Origin of the sequence: Devosia sp. (assembly GCF_036406155.1) — a bacterium.
In the GTDB taxonomy this organism is placed as follows: domain Bacteria; phylum Pseudomonadota; class Alphaproteobacteria; order Rhizobiales; family Devosiaceae; genus Devosia_A.
This window is the reverse complement of sequence record NZ_DASWVV010000030.1, coordinates 1-22,067: the sequence shown is the minus strand read 5'-3', so window position 1 is coordinate 22,067 and position 22,067 is coordinate 1. Positions and strand designations below refer to the sequence as shown.

Annotated in this window: 20 protein-coding genes; 7 read left to right on the top strand and 13 right to left on the bottom strand. The window is 69.2% G+C overall.

Annotated features, from left to right (window positions below):
* The 3 genes from VGD93_RS02010 to VGD93_RS02000 all read right to left on the bottom strand — a co-directional run.
* A partial coding sequence (locus tag VGD93_RS02010; protein WP_395008677.1) for an error-prone DNA polymerase occupies positions 1-3,097 on the bottom strand: 3,097 nt, incomplete at its 3' end.
* A 74-nt stretch (positions 3,098-3,171) separates the two neighbouring features.
* On the bottom strand, positions 3,172-4,827 hold the full coding sequence (locus tag VGD93_RS02005) for a Y-family DNA polymerase (RefSeq protein WP_395008675.1): 1,656 nt from the start codon (positions 4,825-4,827) through the stop codon (positions 3,172-3,174).
* Positions 4,742-5,548, bottom strand: coding sequence for an ImuA family protein (locus VGD93_RS02000; RefSeq protein ID WP_395008673.1), 807 nt, complete (start codon positions 5,546-5,548; stop codon positions 4,742-4,744). Before VGD93_RS02000 ends, VGD93_RS02005 begins: the two co-directional genes overlap by 86 nt.
* A gap of 188 nt (positions 5,549-5,736) precedes the next feature.
* On the opposite strand from VGD93_RS02000, the gene VGD93_RS01995 reads away from it, so the two are divergent.
* A complete protein-coding gene (locus VGD93_RS01995) occupies positions 5,737-6,168 on the top strand; it encodes a TerB family tellurite resistance protein (RefSeq protein WP_395008671.1) in 432 nt (143 codons plus the stop codon).
* 4 nt (positions 6,169-6,172) lie between these two features.
* On the opposite strand, the gene VGD93_RS01990 is transcribed toward VGD93_RS01995, so the two are convergent.
* On the bottom strand, positions 6,173-6,745 hold the full coding sequence (locus tag VGD93_RS01990) for a hypothetical protein (protein WP_395008669.1): 573 nt from the start codon (positions 6,743-6,745) through the stop codon (positions 6,173-6,175).
* Between the two features lie 116 nt (positions 6,746-6,861).
* Here VGD93_RS01990 and ppa point away from each other — a divergent pair, with 116 nt between their 5' ends.
* Positions 6,862-7,395, top strand: coding sequence for an inorganic diphosphatase (ppa, locus tag VGD93_RS01985; protein ID WP_395008667.1), 534 nt, complete (start codon positions 6,862-6,864; stop codon positions 7,393-7,395).
* 502 nt (positions 7,396-7,897) lie between these two features.
* Here the strand turns inward: ppa and VGD93_RS01980 are convergent.
* Complete coding sequence (locus tag VGD93_RS01980) at positions 7,898-9,382, bottom strand: MDR family MFS transporter (protein WP_395008665.1); 1,485 nt, start codon at positions 9,380-9,382, stop codon at positions 7,898-7,900.
* A gap of 839 nt (positions 9,383-10,221) precedes the next feature.
* Between VGD93_RS01980 and VGD93_RS01975 the strand changes: the two genes are divergently transcribed.
* Entirely contained in the window at positions 10,222-11,229 is a 1,008-nt protein-coding gene (locus VGD93_RS01975) for a TerC family protein (RefSeq protein ID WP_395008663.1), read from the top strand.
* Here the strand turns inward: VGD93_RS01975 and VGD93_RS01970 are convergent.
* Positions 11,157-11,909, bottom strand: a complete 753-nt coding sequence (locus VGD93_RS01970; protein ID WP_395008661.1) for a hypothetical protein — start codon at positions 11,907-11,909, stop codon at positions 11,157-11,159. The two genes, VGD93_RS01975 and VGD93_RS01970, sit on opposite strands and share 73 nt — an antisense overlap.
* Before the next feature lie 79 nt (positions 11,910-11,988).
* Positions 11,989-12,174, bottom strand: a complete 186-nt coding sequence (locus VGD93_RS01965; protein WP_395008659.1) for a hypothetical protein — start codon at positions 12,172-12,174, stop codon at positions 11,989-11,991.
* A gap of 140 nt (positions 12,175-12,314) precedes the next feature.
* On the opposite strand from VGD93_RS01965, the gene VGD93_RS01960 reads away from it, so the two are divergent.
* From VGD93_RS01960 to VGD93_RS01945, 4 genes are read left to right on the top strand one after another with little or no spacing between them, the layout of a single operon-like run.
* Positions 12,315-12,641 carry an ArsR/SmtB family transcription factor gene (locus VGD93_RS01960; RefSeq protein WP_395008657.1) on the top strand — a complete coding sequence of 109 codons (327 nt, stop codon included), beginning with the start codon at positions 12,315-12,317 and terminating at the stop codon, positions 12,639-12,641.
* A 10-nt stretch (positions 12,642-12,651) separates the two neighbouring features.
* Complete coding sequence (locus VGD93_RS01955; RefSeq protein WP_395008655.1) at positions 12,652-13,086, top strand: DUF1801 domain-containing protein; 435 nt, start codon at positions 12,652-12,654, stop codon at positions 13,084-13,086.
* A gap of 26 nt (positions 13,087-13,112) precedes the next feature.
* On the top strand, positions 13,113-13,523 hold the full coding sequence (locus tag VGD93_RS01950; RefSeq protein WP_395008653.1) for a DUF1801 domain-containing protein: 411 nt from the start codon (positions 13,113-13,115) through the stop codon (positions 13,521-13,523).
* A 39-nt stretch (positions 13,524-13,562) separates the two neighbouring features.
* Entirely contained in the window at positions 13,563-13,994 is a 432-nt protein-coding gene (locus VGD93_RS01945; protein ID WP_395008652.1) for an SRPBCC family protein, read from the top strand.
* A gap of 95 nt (positions 13,995-14,089) precedes the next feature.
* Here VGD93_RS01945 and VGD93_RS01940 read toward each other — a convergent pair whose 3' ends face one another.
* The 6 genes from VGD93_RS01940 to VGD93_RS01915 form a co-directional block, all read right to left on the bottom strand.
* A complete protein-coding gene (locus tag VGD93_RS01940) occupies positions 14,090-16,246 on the bottom strand; it encodes a sodium-translocating pyrophosphatase (protein ID WP_395008650.1) in 2,157 nt (718 codons plus the stop codon).
* Between the two features lie 132 nt (positions 16,247-16,378).
* Positions 16,379-16,696, bottom strand: a complete 318-nt coding sequence (locus VGD93_RS01935) for a DUF167 family protein (protein ID WP_395008648.1) — start codon at positions 16,694-16,696, stop codon at positions 16,379-16,381.
* 4 nt (positions 16,697-16,700) lie between these two features.
* Positions 16,701-16,991, bottom strand: coding sequence for a YggT family protein (locus tag VGD93_RS01930; RefSeq protein WP_395008646.1), 291 nt, complete (start codon positions 16,989-16,991; stop codon positions 16,701-16,703).
* Between the two features lie 276 nt (positions 16,992-17,267).
* The gene (locus VGD93_RS01925) at positions 17,268-17,873 is read right to left on the bottom strand and encodes a DedA family protein (protein WP_395008644.1); all 606 of its coding nucleotides are present in this window, start codon (positions 17,871-17,873) and stop codon (positions 17,268-17,270) included.
* A 10-nt stretch (positions 17,874-17,883) separates the two neighbouring features.
* The gene (gene typA, locus VGD93_RS01920; RefSeq protein ID WP_395008642.1) at positions 17,884-19,698 is read right to left on the bottom strand and encodes a translational GTPase TypA; all 1,815 of its coding nucleotides are present in this window, start codon (positions 19,696-19,698) and stop codon (positions 17,884-17,886) included.
* Positions 19,699-19,821: 123 nt separating this feature from the next.
* Positions 19,822-21,900, bottom strand: coding sequence for a putative bifunctional diguanylate cyclase/phosphodiesterase (locus VGD93_RS01915; RefSeq protein WP_395008640.1), 2,079 nt, complete (start codon positions 21,898-21,900; stop codon positions 19,822-19,824).
* Between the last annotated feature and the right edge of the window lie 167 nt (positions 21,901-22,067).

Genomic DNA, 22,067 nt, shown 5'->3' with positions numbered 1-22,067 from the left:
GCGGTGCCAGCACGGCGCGGCGGTTCTGCTCGAACACTTTTGGCCAGACGATGATGTTGGCGATGCCGGTCTCGTCCTCGAGCGTGGCGAAGATCACTCCCGTCGCCGTGCCCGGCCGCTGCCGCACCAGCACCAGCCCCGCCGTCTGGACGATGCGGCCGGCGGGGGCCGTCGCCAGCTCCTGCGCACGCAGGAAGCCCTGCCGGTCGAGCATCTCCCTCAAAAAGCTTACCGGATGTCCCTTCAGGGAAAGCGACAGGCTCCGGTAGTCGTGCACCACCTGTTCCCCCGGCGGCATCGGCGGCAGGCCGGCATCCGGCTCGTCGCGGCGCGCGCGCGGCCCGGCAGCGGCGAACAGCGGCAGCGTCTCGGCGCCGTCGGTCCCCAGCAGGCCCCTCACGGCCCACAGCGCATCGCGGCGCGACAGCCCGAGCGAACCGAAGGCATCGGCTTCGGCCAGCTTCTCGAGCACCGCCGGGGCAAGCCCGGTCCGCAGCCACAGATCGCGCACCGAATCGTAGCCGCCGCCGCGGCGCGCGACGATGCGGTTGGCGTGGTCCTGCTTGAGGCCCTTGATCTGCGAGAAGCCCAGCCGGATCGCCCGGGTGGAGCGGATGTCCCCGGCCATCTCGGCGTGCCGCTGCCAGATGCGCGGCGCGGCCGGGGTGCCGTCTTCGAGCAGGGTCTCCAGCCCGGAGCGGTTGACGTCGACCGCGCGCATCTCGACCCCGTGCTCAATGGCGTCGCGCACGATCTGCGCCGGGGCGTAGAAGCCCATCGGCTGGCTGTTGAGCAGGGCGCAGGCGAAGACGTCCGGATAGTGGCATTTGAGCCAGCACGAGACATAGACGAGCAGCGCAAAGGACGCCGCGTGGCTTTCGGGGAAGCCGTATTCGCCGAAGCCCTCGATCTGCTTGAAACAGCGCTCGGCGAATTCCTTCGTATAGCCGCGCTGCGCCATGCCGCCCATGAAGCGTTCGCGGAACAGCTCGATCCGGCCGTTGCGCCGCCAGGTGGCCATGGCCCGGCGCAGCTGGTCGGCCTCGCCCGGGGTGAAGCCGGCGCCGACGATGGCAATCTGCATCGCCTGCTCCTGGAACAGCGGGATGCCCAGCGTCCGCCCCAGCACCGCTTCGAGTTCGGGGCGGATCGGCTCCATTCTCTCGATTCCCTGCCGGCGCTTGAGATAGGGGTGCACCATGCCGCCCTGGATCGGGCCCGGCCTGACGATCGCCACCTCGATGACGAGGTCGTAGAACTCCTTCGGCCTCAGCCTGGGCAGCATGCTCATCTGCGCCCGGCTCTCGATCTGGAACACCCCGACCGTGTCGGCCCGGTGCGTCATGGCGTAGACGCGGTCGCTCTTCGCCGGCTCGCCGCGCCGGCGCCGCGCCTGGTCTTCGCGCTCCTCGTCGAGCACGCCGGCCAGCGTCAGGTCGAGGCCGTAATGCTGGTGCATGAGTTCGAAGGCGCGGCGGATGCAGCTCAGCATGCCGAGCGCGAGGATGTCGACCTTGAGGATGCCGAGCGCGTCGAGGTCGTTCTTGTCCCACTCGACCACGGTGCGCTCGGCCATCGCCGCATTGGTGATAGGGATCAGATGGTCGAGCTGGTCGCGGGTGATGACGAAGCCGCCCACGTGCTGCGACAAATGGCGGGGAAAGCCCATGAGCTCGCCGGCGATGGCGAGCACTTTCCTGAGCGTCGGCTCCTCCGGGTCGAGCCCGAGTTCCCTCACCCGCGCGCTTTCGAGCCGCAGCGAGTACCAGCCCCAGCTCAGCCCGTTCATCGCCGCGATGGCATCCTCGGAGAGCCCGAACACCTTGGCCACCTCGCGTAGCGCTCCTTTCGAGCGGTAGGTGACGACGGTGGCGGTGAGGCCGGTCCGCTGGCGCGAGTATTTCCTGTACAGGTACTGCATCACCTCTTCGCGCCGCTCGTGCTCGAAGTCGACGTCGATGTCGGGCGGCTCCAGCCGCTCGGTGGACAGGAAGCGGCCGAACACCAAATTGCCGACCATGGGGTCGACCTCGGTCACCCCGAGGCAGAAGCAGACCATGGAATTGGCGGCCGAGCCGCGCCCCTGGCAGAGGATGCCCCGCTCGTCGCGGGCGAAGCGCACCAGATCGTGCACGGTGAGGAAATAGGGGGCGTAGCGCATCTGCGCGATCAGCCTCAATTCGCCGACGACGCCGCGCCGCACCTTGAACGGGATGCCGCGCGGAAATTTTTCCGGCGGATAGCGCCGGCGCGCCCCCTCCCAGGTGAGCCGCTCCAGCGTCTGCTGCGCCGTCTCGCCGCTGCCGACGGTTTCCTCGGGATAGTTGTAGCGCAGGTCGTCGAGCGAAAAGCCGATGCGGGCCAGCAGGCGCTGCGTCTCGGCCACGGCCTCGGGATGCTCGCGGAACAGGCGGGCCATCTCGGCCGGTGGCTTGAGATGGCGCTCGGCGTTCTGCTCGAGCCGCCGCCCCGCTTCGGCGATTGTCAGGTGCTCGCGGATGCAGGTGACCACGTCCTGCAGCACGCGGCGGGCCGGATCGTGATAGAGCACGTCGTTGACCGCGATCAGCTTGACGCCGGTACGGGCAGCGAGATCAGCCAGCCGGTTGAGGCGCAGGCGGTCCTGCCCCCCGTAGGTGCAGGCGGCGGCGAGCCAGGTGCGGCCGGGCGCGAGGGTCGCAAGCTGCCGGAGCGCCGCCTCCCCGGCGGCAAAGCGGTCCTCGTCGACCTTGAGGATGAACAACTGCCCCTCGGCGAAGGGAACGAGATCCTCGAAGGAAAGGATGCAATCGCCCTTGCCGGCACGCAAATTGCCGGTGGTGAGCAGCTTGCACAGCCGGCCATAGGCGGCGCGGTCGGTCGGGTAGGCGACGATATCCGGCGTGCCGTCGGCGAACACCAGCCGGGTGCCCACGACGTAGCGGAAATTGGGGTGCGCGTCCTTGAGGTCGCGCATCGCCACATGCGCGCGCACCACCCCGGCGAAGCTGTTGCGGTCGCACAGCCCCAGGCCGGACAGCCCCAGCGCCGCGGCGCGGGCGACGAGTTCCTCGGGGTGCGAACCGGCGCGCAGGAAGGAGAAATTGCTGGTCGTCATCAATTCGGCATAGGCCGGCGTCGGCGCCGGCGGGGCGGGGCGGCGCGGCCGGCCTTCGAGGGGAAGGATCGCGCTCACGCGAAGAACCCGTGCAGGTACCAGCGCGGACTTGCCGCTTCGCCATAGGGTCCGTCGCGGAACAGCCAGAAGCGCCGGCCGCCATCGTCCTCGGCGACGTAATAGTCGCGGCTCGGGACCGGGGCGCCTTCGGCGAAGCCGGCCGGCAAGGCCGCTTCCGCGTCGCGGTTGGAGAGCGGCAGTTCGGGCAGTTGCGACGGGGCCGGAGCGCCGAATTCGTGGTCCGGCTGCCACCATTCGGCGCCGATGCGCTCGGGGCCGGAGGCCTTGACGAAACGGTAGCGCACGCGCCGCCAGACCATGCCGGCCGGCGGCCCGTCCGGCACTTCGGCGGTGACGCCGATCGGCTCGGGCGAAGGCAGCAGCCGCAGGGGCCGCGGCAGCCTGCCGTCGGGCGCGGCGGCAGGATCGTCGGGGGTGCGGGCCACCACCGGCTCGAGCTTGACCGCCCGTTCGGGAATATGGGTGTTGACGAATTTCGAGCGCACCACCGCCAGCGGCCCAAGCCGACTGGTCATGCGGTCGTAGAGCCGGTCGAGGTCGCGGGCGCCGTCGGCCGTCTCGAAGGCGCCGAGCTGGACGCTGTCGAGCGGGCTGGTCGAGGTCGCCGCCAGCCGGATCATGTCGATGCCGAAGCCGGGGTCGTATTCGGCCACCAGCCGCTCGGCGCGGTTGGCGAACAGCCGGGCGATATGGCCGGCGTCGCGGGTGGCGCGGGCGGCGTTGACCGCAAGGCGCATCACCTTGTGGTCGACCCGGTAGAGGAACAGGTGAAAGCTTTGCGCCCCGAGCCCTTCGGCCTCGAGCCTCAGGGCGAGCTGGATGGCGAGGTCCTGCGCCGTCATCAGCACGTCGTCGATCAGCCCGATGGGCTCGGCGAAGCGGCGCTCGGCGAAGCGCTCGGCCACCGGCAGGCGCGGCACCAGCCGCTCCTCGGCCTGGCCCAGCGCCTGGTCGAGGCGGGTGACCAGGGAGGCGCCGAAACGCGCCGCCAGCGCCTTGCGGTCGCGGCCGTAGAGCTGGCCGACGCGCTTCAAGCCCATCTGGCTGAGGCCGGCGAGCTGCGCTTCGCTCAGCCTGAGCGCGGCCACCGGCAGCGGCCCCAGCGCCGCATCGACCTCGTCGTCCGCCAGCACCCGGCCCTGGTCGAAATGGGCGAGCGCCCAGGCCGCCCCGATGCTGGGCGCGATGGCGCCCGTGACGGTCAGGCCCAGCGCCGCGAGCCGCCCTGTGACCGTCGCGAGCAGCTGCTCCTCGCCGCCGAACAGATGCGCGACGCCGGTGATGTCGAGGCACAGATCCCCCCAGGGCGCCTGCTCGGCCAGCACCGCGACGATGGGGCTGGCATAGGAATGCCAGTCGGCGAACTCGGCGAAGCCGTGCGCGAGGAAGCCGGGGTCGATTTCCCTGGCCTCGAGGTTGGGCACCAGCGCCCTGGCGTCGGAAAGATTCTGGTCCACGGTGAGCCCGGCCCGCGCCGCCAGCGCATCGACGGCGACGAGCCGCATGGCCCCGCGCCGGCGCTCCCACAGGACCAGCGGACGCTCCAGCCGACCCAGCTCGGGGTCAGCCCGCCTGAGGCAGTCGGTCGCCCAGCGCGGCAGGAACAGCGCGAGGTGACGGCGCCCGCCCCGCCTCCGGGGAAGCCTCATGGGTGCTGCTGTCGACCACGACGAAGCCATTTTCGGTCCAGTCCAGAAAAAATTCCGTGCCGGCACGCCCTGCCGGAAGCCGCCCCTTTTCGAGCACCACCCGCCAGCGCGGGGCGCCCGGCGCCCGGGCATCGAAGGCCACCGCGCCGCTCAGGGCGGGCGCGACCCGCCAGCGCAGCCGGGCCGCGCTCGCTTCGCGTCCCTTCCCGTAGCGGGTGAGGAACACCGAGGTGCCGGCGGCCTGGGCCCTGAGGCTCAACCGCCGCGACGCGGTGAAATCGAGCGCCCCGGGGGCATTGGCGATATCGGCGAGCACCGCCGCCACCGCCCGGCAGCTCACCGCCTCCTCGATCGCCCACAGGAACTCGACGATGCTCTCGACCCGGGTCAGCACCAGCGCGTCGGGGTCGATGCCGAAGCTCTTGAGCCCCACCCCGTAGGGCAGGCCCATGTCCTGCGCCTCGCGCCTCAACTGCACGAACAGCAGCGCCGGCCGCTCCGGCCCCGCCAGAACCCGCGCCTGGGCCAGCGCGAAGCCCAGCGCCGCGCCGCCATTGCGCCGCTCGTCGGTAAACACCTCGTGCAGCAGCCCGCCGGGAAGCGCGAACGGGCCGGAGAGCCGCCGCTGCCGGGAGGCTGCCTCGGACAGCGCCGGGCGCTGCTCGATCCGGGCGATCTGCGCCCGCAACGACTCCACCGCTTCGTGCCTGCAGCCCGGCATGGGGAAGGCCTTCCTTTCGTTCTGATGAGAACAAACAGGGAACATCAACCGGCATGCGAGAGTCAAGAGCGGCCCGAAAAAGTGATGGCCGCCATCCCTTCCCGCCCCTTTGCCGCCCCGTCCCCGCGCCGGCCATTGAGGGCAGGGGCAAAGCCGACTATCTAGAATGCCGGACCAGAGGAATGCGCATGTTCGACGCCATCGCCCGTCTTTTCAGCCGCCCCGACACGGCCAGCACCGGGCTCGAACCGCGCCTCGCGGTCGCGGCGCTGCTCGTGCACCTCGCCGCCGTCGACGGCGTGGTCAAGCCCGAGGAACGCCAGGCGCTCCGCGCCGCGCTGCAGGATTCCTACGAACTGAGCGCCGACGAGGTCGACCACCTCATCGCCGAGGCCACCCACCACGAGAGCCAGTCGGTCGATTTCTACCGCTTCACCTCCGCCCTGTCCGCGCTCGACAGCGACGCGCGCATCGAGATCGTGCGCATGATGTGGCAGGTGGTGTTCGCCGACCACCGCAACCACGAGCTCGAGGACAACATGGTATGGCGCATCGCCGAATTGATCGGCGTCTCGGCCCGCGACCGCACCACGCTCAGGGCCAGGATGGCCCGCGGCTGAGCCGCTACTCGGTCTGCCACGCTTCGAACCGGCCCACATATCCGGGCGCGTCGCCATCGCAGTCGAAGTCCCGCGCCCGCTCGTCCGCCGCCTGGCGTGCCAGCGCGTTGGCGTCGGCATTGACGCTGGCGTCGACATAGGCCACGTGGCAGGTCGCGCCCTCCCCCAGCCGCGTCACGACCAGCACCTGATGCTCCCGTTCGCCCTGCTCCCCGGCGGTGAAATAGCGCAGGATGGTGGCGAAGGGCCGCCAGCGCCCCTCGGCATTGGACAGCCGCCACTCGATCGGTCCGCCCAGATGGTTGAACGGGGGCAGCGTCTGCTCCGCCGCCTTTTCCTGCATCGAGGTGAGCCCGTAGGACACGAAGAACCTGAGATCGCCCTCGGCGATCATCACCGGGATGCCGCGGTAGCCGGGGCAGGCCCAGCGGCTGCCGAAATCGTCGGACTCGACCAGCGAGCAGGCGTTGAGATTGACCTCGGTATAGGCGGATTCGACCTGCTGGGAGGCCGCAGGGGCGCTTGCCGCGCCCAGCAGCGCCACGGCCAGCAGGCCCGCTCCAAGAGTGCGTCGCACCGGCAAACCTCCCTTTCCCCACTTCGCTCCCGCCGTCCGGCCCTGCAATATGGCTTGCATCAGGGCGCCCCGATAGGCCAGAACGCAGGGCCGATATCCCGACAAGCCCGAGCAGCATGAACATCGACGCCATCCCGACCGGCCGCAACCCGCCCGACGACCTCAACGCCATCATCGAGGTGCCGCTCGGCGGCGAGCCGATCAAGTACGAGATCGACAAGGCCTCGGGCGCCCTGTTCGTCGACCGGTTCCTGTATACGCCGATGCGCTATCCGGGGAATTACGGCTTCCTGCCCCACACGCTGTGCGGCGACGGCGACCCGCTCGACGTGCTGATCATGAACTCGCGCCCTCTGGTTCCCGGCGCGGTGGTGCGCTGCCGGCCCTTCGGCGTGCTGTTCATGGAGGACGACGGCGGCATCGACGAGAAGATCCTCGCCGTACCCAGCCCCAAGCTCACCGCCATGTACGACCACGTTCACGACATCGGCGACGTGCAGCCCATCCAGCTCGAAAAGGTCAAGCATTTCTTCACCCACTACAAGGACCTCGAGCCCGGCAAGTGGGCGCGCATCGAGCATATCGGCGGCGTGGAGGAAGCCCGCCGCGTGATCCTCGATGCCATCGCGCGGGCACCGCGCCGCGCCTGAGGGCTGATACGAGGTTTCCCCCAGCGCTGCTCCCGGCTGCGCGGTGGGGGACTCTTGACTGCACGGTCGCTCCGGCCACGGCGTTTCTCCCGCCAGCGCGGGAGGAAGGGTGCCGACTGCAGGTCCCACACATATTCCCGCTTGCCAAGATAAGTCGGAGACGTGACGCAGGGGCGGGGCTGTGCGCGTCCAAGCCTGCGTGGAGGAGCTATCGCTTCTCCTGCCGGACCGTCATCCCCGGGCGAGGCGGGCGCAAGCCCGCCGAGACCTCGGGGACCCAACCAGGCTCGCCGCGTGCTCGATCGCCGCGTGGGCCCCCGAGATCGCCGCTACGCGGCGTCCGGGGGTGACGGCGCGGGGGTCGGTGGATACACACAACGGCTCGTACTACAGGCCACCCCCTCCACCACGCTACACCTCGTGCCGCAACCGCAGCGTCTCCCCCCGCGGAGCGCGGGAGGGAGAGTTCCCACTGTCCGACCGCTCTCCTTCCGCTCCCCTGCTAGTGGCCCGGCATGCCTGCCGCCTGCGCCGCCGGCCGCCGCACGAAGCAGGCGGCCGCGATCGCCGCCAGCGACAGCACGGCGCCGCACAGGAAGGCCAGCCGCACGCCACCGGTCAGCGCCGCCTGCGGCGCCTGCCCCGCCGCCAGCAACCCGGCCGCCTCCAGCGACATCAGCGCCACGAACAGGGCGACGCCGGCGGCACCCGCCACCTGCTGCACCGAGCCAAGCACGGCGCTGCCATGCGCATAAAGGTGCATCGGCACCGAGCTCAGCGAGGCCGTGAACAGCGGCGTGAACACCAGCGCCAGCCCGACGCAGATGGCGACGTGGCCGGCCAGCAGCGCCGCGACCGGGGTCTGCTGGTCGACCAGCGTCAGCGCCCACATCACCGCCGAGACGATGACGGCGCCGGGCACCAGCAGCGGCACCGGGCCGGCCCGGTCATAGAGCCGGCCGACCAGGGGGCCCATGAGCCCCATGAGCAGGCTGCCCGGCAGCAGCAGCAGGCCGGTCTGCAGCGTATCGAGGCCGACGACGTCCTGCAGGTAGATCGGCAGCAGGATGACCGTCCCGAACAGCGAGCCCATGCAGATGGCCATCATCAGCACCGAGACGGTGAAGTTGCGCGAGGCGAAGGTGCGCAGGTCGAGCAGCGCCCGGTCGTCCCGCTGCAGCCGCAATTGCCGCCACACAAACAGCGCCATGGCCACCAGCCCGATGGCGACCGGCACCCAGCCGGGCAGGCCGCCGGCGTCGCCGCCCTCGCCCAGCGTCGACAGGCCGTAGACCAGCCCGCCGAAGGCGAAGGCTGAGACGACGACGCTGACGAGGTCGAGCGGTGCATGGCGCGGCTCGGTGACGTTCTGCATGCGCCAGGCGCCCAGTACCAGCGCCCCCAGCCCGATGGGCAGCACCAGGATGAACATCCAGCGCCAGTGCAGGTAGCTCAGGATCAGCCCTGATATGGTCGGCCCGATCGCCGGTGCGACGCTCATGACGATGGCGATATTGCCCATCACCTTGCCGCGCCCGTCGGCCGGCACCAACGTCATCACCGTGGTCATCAGCAGCGGCATCATGATCGCCGTGCCGACCGCCTGCACGATGCGGCCGACGACCAGCAGTTCGAGCCCGGGCGAGACCGCGCACACCGCCGTGCCGGCCGAGAACACGCTCATGGCGAGGATGAAGATCGGCCGTGTGTGGAAGCGCTGCAGCAGGAACCCCGTTACCGGGATCACCACCGCCATGGTGAGCAGGAATGCCGTCGTCAGCCACTGCACGGCGCCGGCGGAAACGCCGAGATCGTGCATGAGCCGGGGCAGCGCCACGCTCATGATGGTTTCATTGAGGAACACCACGAAGGTCGAGACCAGCAGCAGCGCGATCACCAGCCGGTTGCGCGCCGCGTGGCTCGGGTCGTGGGCGGCTTGCGCCCCGGTGGCGTTGGAGAAATCCGTGGAAGCGATATCGGAGGCCATGTGGAACCTGCCTTGAAAGTCGAAATGGTTGGCGGTGGCGGCGCCGATCGAGCGCCGGCCGGCGACCCCGTCAGGGGGTGGTCGCGTCTGGATGGGCGCATTGCAGCGCCCGGCGAGTCGAAATCATGGGGATCATCCTCCTGCTTGCCGGTCACGACGAACGGGTCGCGGCGATTTCGACACGCCGGGGCTGGCTTTCAGTTAAGTTACTACTTAACCAATTACACCCGCCGCGCGGCGTGTCAATGCTGAACTATGCGCTTAAGTAACGGGCAGGCTCGACTCGGCGCCGCTGGCCCGCCGGCACGCTTACCGGCTGCGGATCCCTGCTCCCGCCGGCGGCACGAAGCAGGTCGCGGCGACGCCCGCAAGGCGCGTGTGCGTGGTTTCCGAAGTGATCATGTCCTCGGCCTCCTGAAGGCGACGAACGCGGCGTCGGGTTGCGGAATCGCCGGCAGTGCCGGCGGCAGATTCGCGTCGTTTGACGCGGGGGGGAGCCGTTTACGCCGCTGCTGCGCGAAAATCAAGCCCGGCCCGCGACGACGGCAGCGCCCGGCATCGACACAGTCGGTGACTTGAAAGCGCCCCCGGCGTTTCCTACCTCACCGCCGTGATCCGGGCCCCTCTGGCGCCGGCGCCTGCTGGCGCGGCGCGATGTCGGTTCACCGCGCAGGGGCCGACGGGATCCTGCCGTGGCGTTCTTCCGGCGCGCGCGGCCTTCCTCCCGGCTTCTGTCCCCGCAGATCAACCGAGAGGACACACCATGTGCATCGCACCGCCCGAATCCGCCCCGCGCCTGCCGCGCAACCCGCCCTGTCCGAGCTGAGGGGGAGGCCGGCATGGACATGCTCACCACCCTGTTCCTGGGCCAGCCACTGTGGATGTGGCTCGGCTTTTTTGGCCTCATCGTCGTCCTGCTCGCCTTCGATCTGGGGGTGCTGCACCGCGACCAGCACGAGATCGGCGTACGCGAGAGCCTGCTGCTTTCCGGCTTCTACATCGCCCTCGGGCTCGCCTTCGGCGGCTTCGTCTGGCTGACCGTGGGTGCGCAGGCGGGTCTCGAATACGTGACCGGCTTCGTCGTCGAGAAGAGCCTGGCGATGGACAACATCTTCGTCATCGCCATGATCTTCTCCTTCTTCGCGGTGCCGCGGCAGTACCAGCACCGCGTGCTGTTCTGGGGCATCATCGGCGTGATCGTGCTGCGGGCCCTGATGATCGGGTTCGGCGCGGCCCTGGTCGCGCAGTTCGCGTGGGTGCTCTACCTGTTCGCCGCCTTCCTCGTCGTGACCGGCATCAAGCTGCTGCTGGTCGGCGACCACGCGCCGGATCTGGGACGCAACCCGGTGCTGCGCCTGGTGCGGCGCCACCTGCCCGTGACCGACACGCTGCACGGCGATCGCTTCTTCGTCACCCGGCGCGACGCCGCGTCGGGGCGCGTGCAGCGCGCCATGACGCCGCTCTTTCTCGCCCTCATGATGATCGAGATCGCCGACGTCATCTTCGCCGTCGACTCGGTGCCGGCGATCTTCGCCATCACCACCGATCCCTACATCGTCTACACGTCCAATATCTTCGCGATCCTGGGCTTGCGCGCGCTGTATTTCGCGCTCGCGGCGGTCATCCACCGCTTCGCCTACCTCAAGCAGGCGTTGGCGGTGCTGCTGATCTTCATCGGCGGCAAGGTGTTCGTCGCCGACCTCTTCGGGCTGGGCAAGATCCCGGCCGAGTGGTCGCTCGGCATCACCTTCGTCATCCTCGGCGCCGGCATCGCCTATTCCCTGTGGCGCACGCGCGGGCGCCCGGGGGAGGCGGGGCGCGACGGCGCCTCGGTGCCCGAGTCCTGATCCCGCAGGGAGGCCGGAGGGGCGCTCCGGTCTCCCGCCGGGTCCGGCGGCCCGCCCTGCACCAGGTGGCGGTTCTTGCCGACGAAATCGCGGATCAGGGTGACCAGCCCGCGGGCATCCGCCCGCGTCAGGTAGACATAGCCAGCGCCGGCACCGGCGGCCGCCCCGACGCAGTCGATGATCAGGTCCCACATGGTGTCGACCAGCCCCGACTTCTGCATGTTCATGCCGAAGAGCTGGTCCATGGCGAATTCGTAGATCTCCCACAGGACGCCGGTCGCCACGGCGAAGCTGAAGGCGAAGATGGAGACGATCAGCGGCGCTGCCGTCATGCGGTTGCCCTTGAGCAGGATGAGCATGAGGATGACGCCGGCGAGACCGAGCCCGATGGCCGAGCCGCCGTGCAGCATCATGTCCCACCACCAGAAGCGCTCGTAGAAATCGGCCATCTCGCCGAGGAAGATGGTGCCGAGCAGGAACAGCGCGATGGCGACGATGAACCCGTCCGGCAGCCGCACGCCGATGAGATTGGGCAGGGCGAAGGGCACCAGCGTCAGGGCCAGCGTCCACGCGGCGGTGAACGTCACTTCGTACTGGCCGGTGACGGCGCTGTAGAGCGCCGCGGCCAGCAGCAGCAGCCAGGTCAGATACAGCAGGGTGAATTTCGGAACGAACCGCATTGATGCCCCTGTGCCCGTGCTTGCACGCCGGCAGCGATGCTACGGCACTTTCCGCATCGAGGGAATCGGGCGGGCGGCGTTATTGCGACAACCGGCTGCGCAGTTCGTCGAGCCGTTGCAGGCAGCGCTCGATGTCGGCGCGCAGCGACTGGCGCTGCGCCCCGGTCATTGCCGTCCTCGAGTTCGGCCGCAGGTCGAGGTCGATGGCCTGCGCCAGCGCCTCGATCTCGCGCTGCAGCCGCGCCATTTCGTTCACCGCCGCCATCGCCCGCCTCCCTGTCGCCGCCTGCAGGTGCATAGCACGCTCGGCCTCGCCCCGCCACGCCGGCGCCGGGGACCGCGCTTGACCAACCCATCGCTGTCCGGCTATATATCAACCGATAGCCGAACAGCTATGGATTTATCATGCCGCAGACCGCCCCCGACACGCTGTTCAAGGCGCTCGCCGATCCGACCCGGCGGGCCCTGTTCGAGCGGCTGTGCCGCGACGGCGAGAACACGGTCGGGGCGCTGACGGCGGGCGCCGGGGTGTCGCAGCCGGTGGTCTCGAGGCACCTTGGCATCCTCAGGCAGGCAGGCCTCGTGCGCGAACGCCGCGCCGGACGGCACAGCCACTATAGCGCCGACCCTTCCGCGCTCGCGCCGCTGCGCGACTGGACGCGCGCGATGGAGGGGTTCTGGCAGGGCCGCTTCGATGCCCTCGAGGACCTGCTGCACAGGATGGACCAATGAGGCGGAGGCGATGACCGACAAGCCCAAACAGCCGGCGGCCACCGGGCCGGTGCTGCTCGCCGGCGGCAATCCGCAGATCGCCAAGGGCTATGGCAACGCGCCTGTGCAAGCCTATATCGCCGCCATGCCCGGCTGGAAGAGCGCACTGGGGCGCCGCCTCGACGCGCTCATCGAGCGCGCCGTGCCGGACGTGAAGAAGGCGGTCAAGTGGAACTCGCCGCTCTACGGCACGGAGGACAACCGCTATTTTCTCGGGCTGCACGTCTACACGAGCTACGTCAAGGTGGCGTTCTTCCGCGGCGCCGAACTGCAGCCCGTGCCCCCGGGCGGCTCGCGGCAGCCGCTCGTGCGTTACCTCGACATCCGGGAGGGCGACTCGCTCGACGAAGCGCAGTTCGTCGCCTGGGTGAAGCAGGCCAGCCGCCTGCCGGGGGAGCGCATGTAACCTCCCACCCTGGAGACGAGGAAAGGATGGCGACCATGCAGGACGACAACAGCGACGCGCCGGCCGGGCCCGGCGCAAATGCGGCCTCCCGCCTCATCGACGATAGGATCGCCGAACTGGGCGACTGGCGCGGCGAGACGCTGTCCCGGCTGCGGGCCATCATCCGCGCCGCCGATCCCGGCATCGTCGAGGAATGGAAATGGGCCGTGCCGGTGTGGTCGCATGGCGGCATCATCTGCACCGGCGAGACCTACAAGCACATCGTCAAGCTGACCTTCGCCAGGGGCGCGGCGCTGCCGGACCCGGAGGGGCTGTTCAACGCCAGCCTGACCGGCAGCACGCGGCGGGCCATCGATTTCCGCGCCGGCGCGCCGGTCGAGGCGGCGGCGCTCACCGCCCTCGTCCGCGCCGCCGTGGCGCTCAACAGCGCCAAATAGGCGCGCAACGCGCCCCCATCGCCCGGCAAGGACGCCCCCATGCACGAGCTGTCGAACGAAACCCTCTCCGTCAGCGTCGAACGCGACATCCCACACCCGCCGGAACGGATCTGGCGCGCGCTGACGCAGCCGCACCTCATCGCGGAGTGGCTGATGCAGAACGACTTCCAGCCGGTCGCCGGGCACCGCTTCACCCTGCGCGGCGACTGGGGCGGCGTGCTCGACTGCGAGGTCCTCGCCGCCGAGCCGCACAGGGCATTGTCCTACACTTGGAACTTCGCCCACGAGGACCCCGCCTACGACCTCAGGAGCGTGGTCACCTTCACGCTCACCCCGACCGCCACGGGCACCCGCCTGCGCCTTGAGCAGACGGGCTTCCGGCCGGGGCAGAAACAGGCCCATCACGGCGCCCGGGCCGGCTGGCCGCGTTTCCTCGCACGGCTCGAGGAGGTCGCGGCCGCCAACGCCTGAGCCGAGCGGGCGCGGGCAAGTCCCGGGGCGGCAACGAAAAGGCCCGGGAACGTGCTCCCGGGCCTTCGTGCCGGTGCCGGTGCCGGCGGGTGGCGTCAGGCGATGCCGCCCATGTGTGCCAGCACCGCCAGCAGCAGGAGCGCCACGATGTTGGTGATCTTGATCATCGGGTTGACGGCGGGGCCCGCCGTGTCCTTGTAGGGATCGCCGACGGTGTCGCCGGTCACCGACGCCTTGTGGGCGTCGGAGCCCTTGAGGTGCTTGACCCCCTGGCTGTCGGTGAAGCCGTCCTCGAAGCTCTTCTTGGCATTGTCCCAGGCGCCGCCGCCCGCCGTCATCGAGATGGCGACGAACAGGCCGGTGACGATCACGCCCATGAGCATGGCCCCGAGCGCCGAGAACCCGGCCGCCGGTCCCGCGATCCAGGTGATCACGACGAAGACGACGATCGGGGACAGCACCGGCAGCAGCGAGGGCACGATCATTTCCTTGATCGCGGCGCGCGTCAGCATGTCGACGGCGCGGCCGTAATCCGGCTTCTCGGTGCCGGCCATGATGCCCGGCTTCTCCTTGAACTGGCGGCGCACCTCGACCACCACCGACTGTGCGGCGCGGCCGACGGCGGTCATCGACATGCCGCCGAACAGGAAGGGCAGCAGGCCGCCGAACAGCAGGCCCACGACCACGTAGGGATCGGCCAGCGAGAAGCTGATCTCGCCCAGCCCCGAGAAGATGCTCCCCGCCGGCGCATTGGCCGAGAAATAGGCGAGGTCCTGCGTATAGGCGGCAAACAGCACCAGCGCGCCGAGCCCGGCCGAGCCGATGGCATAGCCCTTGGTCACGGCCTTGGTGGTGTTGCCGACCGCATCGAGCGCGTCGGTGTTGTGGCGCACTTCCTTGTCGAGGCCGGCCATCTCGGCAATGCCGCCGGCATTGTCGGTGACCGGGCCGAAGGCGTCGAGGGCGACGATCATGCCGGCCAGCGCCAGCATGGTGGTGACCGCGACGGCGATGCCGAACAGGCCGGCGAGGTTGTAGGTCACGATGATGCCGGCGACGATCACCAGCGCCGGCAGCGCCGTCGATTCGAGCGACACGGCGAGACCCTGGATGACGTTGGTGCCGTGGCCGGTGACCGAGGCTTCGGCGATCGAGTTGACCGGGCGCTTGCCGGTGCCGGTGTAGTACTCGGTGATGACCACGATCAACGCGGTGATGACGAGGCCGGTGACGCCGCACCAGAACAGGCTCCACGGCGTGAAGGCCTTGCCGCCCTCGGCGCCGAGCGCCACGTCGAGGCTGCCGAAGGTGAGCCACAGCGTCGGGATCAGCGCCACCAGCGACAGCACGCCGGTGACGACGACGCCCTTGTACAGGGCGTTCATGATGTTGCCCGAGGCGCCCAGCTTGACGAAGTAGGTGCCGATGATCGAGGTCACGACGCAGGCGCCGCCGATGGCGAGCGGCAGCACCATGCCCATCAGCTTGTAGGCGTCGGGCAAGACGATGGCGGCGAGCACCATGGTGGCGACCGCGGTCACCACGTAGGTCTCGAACAGGTCGGCGGCCATGCCGGCGCAGTCGCCGACATTGTCGCCGACGTTGTCGGCGATGGTCGCCGGGTTGCGCGGATCGTCCTCCGGAATGCCGGCTTCGACCTTGCCCACCATGTCGCCGCCCACGTCGGCGCCCTTGGTGAAGATGCCGCCGCCGAGACGGGCGAAGATGGAAATCAGCGAGGCGCCGAAGCCCAGCGCCACGAGGGAATCGATGACCGCCCGGCTGGTCGGCTCGAAGCCGAGGAACTGGGTGAGGGCTATGAAATACAGCGTGACGCCCAGCAGCCCGAGCCCGGCAACCAGCAGCCCGGTCACGGCGCCCGACTTGAAGGCGAGATCGAGCCCGCCGGCCAGCGACTTGGTCGCCGCTTGGGCGACGCGGACGTTGGCGCGCACCGACACGTTCATGCCGATGAAGCCGGCGGCGCCCGACAGCACCGCGCCGATCAGGAAGCCGATGGCGGCGTAGACGCCCAGCAGCCAGAAGGCGACGATGAAGATGACGACGCCGACGGCGGCGATGGTGGTGTACTGGCGCTTGAGATAGGCCGACGCACCCTCACGCACGGCGGCCGAGATTTCCTGCATGCGGGCGGAGCCGGCATCGGCGGCGAGCAGGCCGCGCGTGGTGACGATGCCGTACACGATCGACAGCGCACCGCAGGCCACGATGAGCCATAGCAATAGAGTCACAGAATCCCCCTAAGGTACTGGATCGGGCCCGGAGACGGGCTGATTCGCCGCCCCGGGGTTTTCCGGCGCGGAGAGTGCCGAATCAGTGCCGCAAGCGCAAATGTTTTTCCACCCCGCTGCGCGGCGGAAACGTCAAGACTTTCGGGTAAGCACGGCCACCGCCGCTTCCAGCACCGCCGGGTCCCCGGCGACGGACACCGTCTTCAGCCGGGCGGTGTGGCCGGCGACGACGCTGACCGCCGATCTGGGCACGCCCAGTGCCTTGCTCAGCAGCGCCGCCACCGCCGCGTTGGCCTTGCCCTTGTCCGGCACGGCCCTGACGCGCAGGCGCAGCACGCTGGTGCCGTCGGCGCGTGTCTCTACCCCTTCGATGGCGTCGCGCCCGGCATTGGGCGTGACGCGCAGATACAGCGTCACGCCGCCCGGTTCGGCCCGGAAGGGGCCGGGCACGGTCTCAGAAGACGTTGGGATAGATGTAATAGAGGATGATCCGCTCGATGAAGAACAGGATCAGGAACAGGATGATGGGCGAGATGTCGAGGCCGGAGAAGCTGGGAACGACCTGGCGGATCGGGCGCAGCACCGGCTCGGTCAGCTGGTTGAGGATGCGCCAGACCGAAGCGACGAACTGATTGCGGGTGTTGATGACGTTGAAGCTGATCAGCCAGCTCATGACGATCATGGCCAGAACGACCCACCAATAGATTTGCAGAATCAGCAGGATGATGTCGAGTATGGCGCGCATCGGCGGCTCCCCTTGGCAACTGCAGCTATCTAAAGGCAGTCGGCAAAAGCCGCAAGCCGGCATGCGACGAGGCCCGTCCGGGGTCGCTGCCGGACGGGCCTCGATGACTGACTGGCCTCCGGTACGCGAAACCAGGCCCGGATGCCCCCCTGTCGGAGCACGAACCGTGCCAACCTGAATCTGGCCTGAGCAAGGCGGTCGGCTGCGTCTCTTGCGTGCCGATGGCGCACCGCGCCTCGCACAATGCGAGGCCGGCTCGCAAAATGCGACGGCGCGTCAGCCCGCCCGGCCCCGGCGCCAGGTGACCAGCCGATAGACATAGAGCAGCGCCACCCCGCCCAGCACCACCATGGTGAGCGGATCGAGCACCGCCTCCACCAGCTCGTAATGCTCGGCGAGCAGGTAGCCGGACGTGACGAGCAGGCCGTTCCATACCAGCGCCCCGAGCGCCGAGGCGGCAAAGAACAGGAGCGGCGGCATGCGGGCCAGCCCGGCCGGCACCGAGATCAGCGTGCGCACGATGGGCAGCAGCCGGCCGAAAAACACGATAGCGGGGCCGTAGCGGCGGAACCAGGCGGTGGCGAGATCGAGCTGGTCGCCGTTGAGGGTGATGAGCCGCCCGAAGCGGTCGGCCAGATGGCGCAGGCGCGCGAGCCCGAACAGCCGGCCGGCGACGTACCACGGCACCATGCCCACCACCGCCCCCGCCGTCGCCGCGGCGATGACGCCGAACAGGTCGAGCTCGCCGCGCGCCGCGGCGAAACCGGCAAACGGGATGATGAGTTCGCTCGGGATGGGCGGGAAGATGCTTTCGAGCAGCATCAAGAGGAAGATGCCGAGATAGCCGAGCTCCCCGATCGTCGCGATGATCCACTCGCTCATCGGCGCCGCGTCAGCTCGCCTTGGCCGCGCGCAGCTGCTTCTTGCGCTCGTTGGGATCGAGCCAGATCTTGCGCAGGCGGATGGATTTGGGCGTCACCTCGACATATTCGTCGTCGGCGATATAGCCCAATGACTGCTCCAGCGTCAGCTTCTTGGGCGGGGTGAGCCGCACCGCCTCGTCCTTCGAAGTGGTGCGGATATTGGTGAGCTGCTTGCCCTTGATCGGATTGACCTCGAGGTCGTTCTCGCGGTTGTGCTCGCCGATGATCATGCCCTCGTATACCTCGGCGCCGGGATCGATCATCATCGGGCCGCGCTCCTCGAGGTTCCACAACGCATAGGCGACCGCCTGGCCGGCGGAATTGGAGATCAGGACGCCGGTGCGCCGGCCCGGGAGCGGCCCCTTGTAGGGGGCGTAGGCGTGGAACAACCGGTTGAAGATGGCGGTGCCGCGCGTGTCGGACAGCAGCTCGGGCTGGTAGCCGATCAGCGAGCGCGTCGGCACGAGGAAGCGCAGCCGCGTGCGGCCGCTGCCCGAAGGGCGCATGTCGACGAGGTCGCCCTTGCGCTCGGTGAGCTTCTGCACGACCACGCCGGAATGGGCGTCGTCGACGTCGATGATGACTTCCTCGATCGGCTCCAGCTTCTGCCCGTCCTCTTCGCGCATGACCACGCGCGGCCGCCCGATGGTGAGCTCGAACCCCTCGCGGCGCATGTTCTCGATGAGCACGGCCAGCTGCAGTTCGCCGCGGCCGGCGACCTCGAAGCTGTCGGAATCCTCGCCCTCGGTGACGTGGATGGCGACGTTGCCCTCCGCCTCGCGCAGCAGCCGCTCGCGGATGACGCGCGACTGCACCTTGTCGCCCTCGCGCCCGGCCAGCGGGCCGTCATTGATGCGGAAGGTGACGCTGAGGGTGGGCGGGTCGATCGGCCGCGCCGCAATCGGGGTGCTGACCGCCGGCGCGCAGATGGTGTCGGCGACGGTCGAGGTCTCGAGCCCGGCGATGGCGACGATGTCGCCTGCCTCGCCCACATCGATCGGCGTGCGCTCGAGGCCGCGGAAGGCCAGCACCTTGGAGACGCGGCCCTTTTCGACCTCCCTGCCCTCGCGGTTGAGCGTGTGCACGGCGTCGTTGGCCCTGACCGTGCCGGAGGCGATGCGCCCGGTCAGCACGCGACCCAGGAACGGGTTGCGCTCGATGGTCGTGACCAGCATGCGGAACGGGCCGCCTTCCACCTGCGGGGCGGGGACGTAGTCGAGCACCTTGTCGAGCAGCGGCGCCATCGACTCGCGCGGCCCCTTGGGGTCGGCGGCCATCCAGCCATTGCGCCCGGAGCCGTAGAGCACCGGAAAATCGAGCTGTGCCGAGGTGGCGTCGAGCGAGATGAACAGATCGAAGATCTCTTCCAGCACCTCGAGGTGGCGCTCGTCGGGGCGGTCGATCTTGTTGATGGCGACAATCGGCCGCAGGCCCCGCGCCAGCGCCTTGGACAACACGAACTTGGTCTGCGGCATCGGCCCCTCGGCGGCATCGACCAGGATGACGACGCCATCGACCATGGACAGGATGCGCTCGACCTCGCCGCCGAAATCGGCGTGGCCGGGGGTGTCGACGATATTGATGCGCGTGCCCTTCCACACCAGCGAGGTAACCTTGGCGAGGATGGTGATGCCGCGCTCGCGCTCGAGGTCGCCCGAATCCATGGCCCGCTCCTCGACGCGCTGGTTGTCGCGGAAGGCGCCGGACTGGCGGAGCAGCACGTCGATGAGGGTGGTCTTGCCATGATCGACATGGGCAATGATCGCGATATTGCGCAAAGGCATTTCGGGCGGCCGGCGGATGGGGAGGATGAGGGTCGCCCCATAGCCGAGTGGAGCGGCGGAAACAAGACAAATCGCCGCAAGCCAGGCCACCGGCACGTGCCGGGGGCGCCGCGATCTGCCCGGCTAGGAGACGCGGCGCAGCCGCGGGGAGACGACGCGACCGAGCATGTCGTGCACCGCCTCGGGCGCCACCGGCGGCGAGAAATAGAAGCCCTGCACCTCGTCGCAGCCATATTCGCGCACGGCGTTGAGCTGCTCCTCGGTCTCCACCCCCTCGGCGGTGGTCGCCATGCCGAGGCTGCGGCCCAGCCCGATCACCGCCTTGATGATGGTGAGGCTGTCGCCCCTGCGGTCGAGGTCGCGCATGAAGGAGCGGTCGATCTTGATCTTGTCGAACGGGAAGCTGCGCAAGTAGCTGAGCGAGGAATAGCCGGTGCCGAAATCGTCCATCGAGATGCGGATGCCGAGGGCCCGCAGCCGGTGCAGCGTGTGCAGCACCGGCTCGCTCTCGGCGAGCAGCAGCGACTCGGTGATCTCGAGCTCGAGCCGGGTCGGCGGCAGGCCGGCCTCGAACAGCGCCGCCTGCACCGTCTCGAACAGGCGCTGGTTGCGGAACTGCACCGGCGACAGGTTGACCGCCACCCGCGTCTTGCCGGGCCAGCCGGCCGCGGTCCGGCACGCCTCGCGCAGCACCCACTCGCCGATGGGCACGATCAGCCCGGTTTCCTCCGCCACCGGAATGAACTCGGTCGGGCTGACCGGGCCGCGGGCGGCCGAATCCCAGCGCAGCAGCGCCTCGAGCCCGGTGACCCGGTTGGCCCTCAGGTCGACCAGCGGCTGGTAGACGAGGCGCAGTTCGTTGCGCTCCAGCGCCAGCCGCAGCCCGGCCTCGATGGCGCGGCGCTGCTGGATCGCCGCGTCCATGCCGGATTCGAAGAAGTGATAGGTCGACCGCCCCTCGCGCTTGGCCCGGTTGAGCGCCAGGTCGGCGTTCTTCATCAGCGTGTCGGTGCTCTCCCCGTCCACCGGGGCCATGGCGATGCCGACGCTGGCGCCGATGACGATCTGGTGGCCATCGATGGTGAAGGGGGTGGCCATGGTCTTGACGATGCGTTCGGCAATGGCGGCGGCGTCGGCCGGCCGCTCGATCGGTTTCAGCAGCAGGGCGAACTCGTCGCCGCCGACCCGCGCCAGCAGGTCGGTTTCGCGGGTCGAGCCCCACAGCCGCGCCGAGGCCTGTTTCAGCACGCGGTCGCCGATGGCGTGGCCGAAGCCATCGTTCACTGCCTTGAAGCAGTCGAGATCGACGCACAGCACCGCGGCTTTCTCGCCGCGTTCGAACGCCGGCTCGGACGCCGACATGTCTTCGATGAACTTGGTGCGGTTGGGCAGCTCCGTCAGCTCGTCGTGGCGCGACATGTGCCGGATGCGCTCTTCCTGCTGGTGCTGCTCGGTGACATCCTCGTGGGTCGAGACGAAGCCGCCGTCCTGCATGGGATGGTGCTGCAGCAGGATGGTGCGGCCGCCCAGCTGCAGCATCGTCTTGTCGTGCTGGCCGCGGGCGATGACCTGCTTGCGCCAGCGGATATAGTCCTTCTCGCCGGTGCTGGCGGTCATGCCCTTCCTGAACAGCTCGGCCAGGATGACGTCGAGCCGGGTGCCCGGCCGCACCAGGTGCTCGGGCAGGTCGTAGATGCGGGCATAGGGCTGGTTGCAGATCACGAGGCGCCCGCGCGCATCGAACATGCACAGCCCCTGGCCGATATTGTTGACCGCGGCGTCGAGCCGGATGTTCTGGCGTTCGAGCTCCCGCCGGCGCTTCTGCAACAGGTCGCGCGCGGCGAGTTCCTCGGTGATGTCCTCGTGCGTCACCACCCAGCCCAGGCCGGCCGCATAGACGTGTGCGGTCTCGATGGTGCGGCCACCGGCGGCGCGCTCGCGCAGCGTCACGCGGGCGCCGCCGCGATTGGCCAGGAGCGCCGCCTTGTAGGCGGCGAGGAATTCCGCCGGGGACTGGTCGGAATGGTGGCCCAGTTCGGCACTGAGCCGGGCCGCGGCGTCGAGCGTCATGCCCTTGCGGACGCGGTTTCGTGGAAATCCGTAGATGTCGAGATAGTGCCGGTTCCACATCACCAGGCGGAAGGCACTGCTCCAGACGCAGAAGCCATACGGGATGCTTTCGAGGGCCGCATCGAGCAGCAAAGCCTCATCCGATTGGCCAGCGGATTTCGCCACCGTAGCTGTCACTTGTGCCTCTGGGCCGTACGCCGCAACGAGGCTAGCCCCCCATCCTTAACGAACGCTTTAGGGCAAGAGCCGCATGCAGGCGAGCCGCCGGGCGCGGCGGCGCGGCCAGCCGCCGCCGCCGT